At 38.1% G+C, this 4,816-nt stretch carries 7 protein-coding genes; 2 read left to right on the top strand and 5 right to left on the bottom strand.

Annotated features, from left to right (window positions below):
- The coding region (locus tag E7Z79_RS09150) for a phosphopantothenate/pantothenate synthetase family protein (RefSeq protein ID WP_303739636.1) at nucleotides 1-436 on the top strand (436 nt) is incomplete at its 5' end.
- Between the two features lie 5 nt (nucleotides 437-441).
- Complete coding sequence (locus E7Z79_RS09145) at nucleotides 442-981, top strand: nucleoside monophosphate kinase (protein ID WP_303739635.1); 540 nt, start codon at nucleotides 442-444, stop codon at nucleotides 979-981.
- Here the strand turns inward: E7Z79_RS09145 and E7Z79_RS09140 are convergent, their stop codons facing one another.
- The 5 genes from E7Z79_RS09140 to E7Z79_RS09120 form a co-directional block, all read right to left on the bottom strand.
- Nucleotides 982-1,662: a TIGR00289 family protein gene (locus E7Z79_RS09140; protein ID WP_303739634.1), complete on the bottom strand. Its 681-nt coding sequence runs from the start codon at nucleotides 1,660-1,662 to the stop codon at nucleotides 982-984.
- 2 nt (nucleotides 1,663-1,664) lie between these two features.
- Complete coding sequence (locus E7Z79_RS09135) at nucleotides 1,665-2,468, bottom strand: hypothetical protein (protein ID WP_303739633.1); 804 nt, start codon at nucleotides 2,466-2,468, stop codon at nucleotides 1,665-1,667.
- Nucleotides 2,469-2,544: 76 nt separating this feature from the next.
- Entirely contained in the window at nucleotides 2,545-2,970 is a 426-nt protein-coding gene (locus tag E7Z79_RS09130; RefSeq protein WP_303739632.1) for a class III signal peptide-containing protein, read from the bottom strand.
- Nucleotides 2,967-3,788, bottom strand: a complete 822-nt coding sequence (locus E7Z79_RS09125) for an A24 family peptidase (protein WP_303739631.1) — start codon at nucleotides 3,786-3,788, stop codon at nucleotides 2,967-2,969. The genes E7Z79_RS09130 and E7Z79_RS09125 overlap by 4 nt, the downstream gene beginning before the upstream one ends.
- 130 nt (nucleotides 3,789-3,918) lie before the next feature.
- A partial coding sequence (locus E7Z79_RS09120) for a CTP synthase (RefSeq protein ID WP_303739630.1) occupies nucleotides 3,919-4,816 on the bottom strand: 898 nt, incomplete at its 5' end.

The raw sequence follows: 4,816 nt of genomic DNA, 5'->3' as shown, positions 1-4,816 counted from the left end.
ATTCTACAGGACAGACGAGAGAGTTAAAATTATCACACAGATTTACAAGGATCTTGGCTATGACAAGATATTGGGCACATTGGATGACGATATCGAATACATTGACGATATTAAAAATAATCGTGCAAGTGCAAGTAAAACTGGAATCTACAGTGCCGATACCGTACTGGTGCCATTGGAAGATGGTGACAGGGCTGAGATATTGAAAAAGAGCGGCAAGAACATATTGACAATAGATTTGAATCCACTTTCAAGGACTTCAAAGATGTCTGACGTTTCAATCATGGACAATATCGTTCGTGCAATTCCATTCATGACAAAAATAGCTGAAGATTTGAAGACTCAGGACAAGCAGGTGCTGATGGAAATAGTTAACGAATTTGATAATGAGGAAAACCTTAAAGAATCATTGGAACAAATTAAATTAAAAGAGTGAATATAATGAACGTAATGGGAATATCAGGTATGCCGGGTTCCGGAAAAAGCATAATTTCAGACATTGCTGCTGAAAGAGGTGCAATCATCGTTAGTATGGGCGACATCATCCGTGAAGAATCTAAAAAAAGAGGCGAAAGCTCCAAGGAAACTGCAAAAAATCTTAGAAAAGAATTTGGCGAGTATATCGTTTCTGAATTGACCATAAAAAAAATTAAAAAGATACAGGAAGAAGGCGTTGAAAATACAATTGTCGTTGAAGGGATAAGAAGCCTTCCTGAAGTTGAGATGTTCAAGGAAAACTTTGACAACTTCATCATTCTTTCAATATTTGCAAATCCTAAATTAAGATTTGAAAGATTGAAAATAAGACAAAGAGAAGACGATTCCGACGATTACAACGTGTTTAAAGAAAGAGATTACACTGAATTAAAGTTCGGTATTGGATCAGTCATTTCACTTTCAGACAAGCTCATCATTAACGAAAGTGACATGGAAAGTTGTATTGAAGAGATAAATAACTATTTTGATGAAATCAACTTATAATTATTTATCTTCCAAAATAGCATCTTCGATAATGTAAACACCACTGTCAAGATGCCATTCTTTTTTATATTTAATTATTTTAAGTCTTTTTTTAAAAATAGGTCCATCAATGGCTAATGTTTCAGCTTCACCGCCCTCAAAGGCAATGTCAAGACGATATTTTTCATTGAGCTTTACAAGCTCATCAACGGTTTCATCGTCAATGACCCTTCCAAGCCATGACTCGTCAAGTCCCCATGCTGCCACTCCACAAATCATTATCTTAAAGCCGAGTGAAACTATTTTTCGCATGTATTCCAACTCGTCAACGTGCCAGTATGGTGAGATAATCTCCAATCCCACTTCATCGCCCAGTTTCTCTATCCTTGACTTTTGATAAACTGAGTAAAGGGCACCGGTGTATATGGCCTCAATGCCCAAATTTTTCAAATCTTTGAAGGCAACTTTTAAATCTTCAAGTTCCTCTTCCTTAACTCCATCTGTTTCAACAGACATTATCGGAATGTCAAGTGCCTCTGCAAGCAGATCAGTGACATGAATATTTGGAACATGGAACATGTATGACTCGTCATTTTTGGATTTCATCGAAAGAAGATATTTTACATCTTCCTTCGCTTCCAATGCGGCATAAACCGCCATGGTGCTGTCCTTGCCTCCAGAAAATAGTACTGCAACATTCATAATTATCTTTTACGCTTAGTGTTGAGGAACTTTCTGAATCTTCTGTATGCAGGAACAACAGAGTCCATGTATATTCCAATTATTGCCACGATGACTCCAATTCCACCGCAGACAAGTGTAAACTCAAGATCTGATAACATTGATGCATTGGTATTGTTCACACTGTCCTGGATTGGTCCTTCAATATGTGATGCCACTACTCCCTTTTGAAGCAATGCGTCTTCGAAATCATTGAGTTTGGATGAGTCGATGACAAGCACTGCATGGATTTGAGCGTATGATATGGTATCATCATAAACCAACTTATACCAATCTGAAAATGATTTTAAAGCTTCAGATGCAGTGTAGTTTTCCGCCAAGTCAATTTGGATTGCATTTGAGGTTACATTGTATTTCTCGTAATGGGAATCAATATTACCAACAATGGAATCGAAGTATGCGTGTTCCTGTTCGTTGAAGCTCCACATCGGAATCGAGACAGATGTTTCGTCAAATGACTTGAAACCCTCCATTGAGGACAAATCGCTTCTCAATTGATTTGTATCAATCGATGAAGATAAATCTAAATATAATGTTTCTTCATTATTTGGCATATTGCTCTCAACAGCACTTGCCATTGCCGGCAATTCCTGATAAATTGGCTCTAAAAAGAATGCTCCCCCAATTGCGCCAATGAAAAAGGCCACAGCCAATACCAAAAGCACTTCACGCTTTGGCATGTAACGCCTTAGCATGCCTATTGAAAAGACAAACGCCATCATGATAATGAATAAAACAATGTAAATTATACTAGTAATAATATCCATAACATTCACACCAATTTTAAGTGTTATACTTTAATATTAAAAAATAATACTTAAAATAACTTTGTATGAAATTTGGCTATTTTTCATAGATTTTCATGTTTTCACTGCCCACCGGCCACTCAACGATTATCGTATTTGTCCCCTTGCCTATTGGCAGTGATGTTCTTTTCAGGTTTGAATTGCAATCAACATTAACAATCTTGCTTGCTCCATCATTAAGCTTTAGCCTACATGATACATGAGTGCCGGACACATCGATTTTGTGAGAATCCTTTGAGACGATGTCTACACTTTGTCTTGAACCCTGACCTTGGCCGTAAACGCTTTCAATGGCATTGGATAGCTTTGATAAATCTGATTTCACATCCAGTGAATCTGACACGTCAAGAGGGTTTTGGATTGTCAGATGGGTCAATGGCAATGTGAATGCAACGAGAAGAATCAGTGCCACTGCAAATATGAGCATATATTCCAATGATACCTGTCCCTGACTGTCCATCATATCACCAGCACAAGGTTTTTTGTAAAAATCATCATGATGTCCCCGTAGAATACTGCAATAAGCAATCCTGCAAGAATGGCTGGGGTGAATGGGTATGAAACCTTTATGGATATCTCGTCGCCAATGAATCCCTGAACGCTCATTATCTTTAAAAGATTCTCCTCTTTTTTTGTTATTCCACCGGCGCTGATGGACTTGAAATAGTATTTGCATCCCTCATCCCTGTTCCTGTATACTTTCAGGTTTCCATCAGCCTCCTCTATAAGCTCAACAATGTGCTCATCTTCAAAATAATAGCTGTTTACAATGTTTCCCTCCTTCACGTCCCTAACCTTTATTCTCCTATTGAGGGCACGCTCCTTTATATAGTTCAGGCTGGTTGGGCTGAAGACATTGAATAGAATGTCAATGTTGTTCCTGAAGAGATCCCTCCTGATTATCATATATGCCACGAAAATCACAAGGAATGGAAATGACACCAGGATGCTGTTTACAACCACACTGAACGAGAAGGGATATATTGACATGACCGGGAAAACATGCAAGAAGTCGATGTTTAGTCCCGATGGTATTACTGTGGCAATGCCTGTAAACAGTCTCACGTCACCACCTCCCCACATTGACAATTGCCATAGCATATAAGTTATGGAATAGGTGATTACCATCGAAATAAATGAGGCTAGAATGAATTTAATGTTAGATGAAATCAGTGACAAAATCAGGTTTGTGGCCAGGCCGAAAATCATCATCATATAGCATAACGCGTCGGGAACAAAACCCTTGCGAACATCAAAAATTGTCGCTAAAATTGAAAACAAAATTGTAATAACTATTTGAATTAAAAATATGGTACTGAAATTCATAAGTATATTATTTTACAACAAATAATATAAATTAAGCAGAAAGCAAGCATGCAAAATTGCTTTCAACTTGTAAAAAAAAGAATAATTAATTTTTAGAATACTCATAGATAGCTTCTAAAAATGATTTGAATAAAGGATGTGGCCTGTTAGGTCTTGACTTGAATTCCGGATGGAACTGGCAACCTATAGCCCAAGGGTGATCAGGCAATTCCACAATCTCTACAAGGAAATCATCAGGACTTGTACCAGAAATGATTAAACCTTTTTCCTGCAAGTCATCCCTATAGTCATTGTTGAATTCGTATCTGTGCCTGTGACGCTCTTCAATATCTATTTCGCCATAAGCCTCATAGGTTTTGGTTCCTTCAATGATTTTACAGTCATATGAACCTAAACGCATTGTTCCACCCATGTTCTTGATTTTCTTTTGCTCTTCCATCATGTCAATTACAGGGTCCACAATGTCATCACCGAATTCAGAACTGTTGGCTTCAGGGTATCCGTTTCTTCTTGCGAATTGGGTTACCATGGATTGCATTCCAAGACATATTCCGAATAAAGGAACATTGTTTTCGATTGCATAGTCGATAGCGTCCAGTTTACCTTCAAATCCTCTTTCACCGAATCCTCCAGGTATCAATATACCGTCAAATTCCTTCAATGCATCCTGGTCAAGCTCTTCAACATCTGAACTTAGGTACTTGATGTTTGCCTTGACGCCGATGCTTGCGGCTGCGTGAAGCAGGGATTCACGGATACTGATGTATGAATCTTCAAGCTCAACATATTTTCCAACAATACCAATTGTTACTTGTGGATCTGTTGTCTTAAGGGATTTTACGATTTCCCTCCATTCATCAAGTTTGGAGGTGTCCGCTTCAACATCCAATCCTATACGATTTACTATTAGCTGACCGATATTGCGGTCTTCTAGAACTAAAGGCACTTCATAGATTGTGCCTGCATCAGGAGTGTTGACTACT

This window comes from Methanobrevibacter thaueri (assembly GCF_015062905.1).
In the GTDB taxonomy this organism is placed as follows: Archaea; Methanobacteriota; Methanobacteria; order Methanobacteriales; family Methanobacteriaceae; genus Methanocatella; species Methanocatella thaueri_A.
The sequence above is the reverse complement of the archived record's forward strand: the minus strand, read 5'-3'. Positions and strand labels throughout refer to the sequence as shown.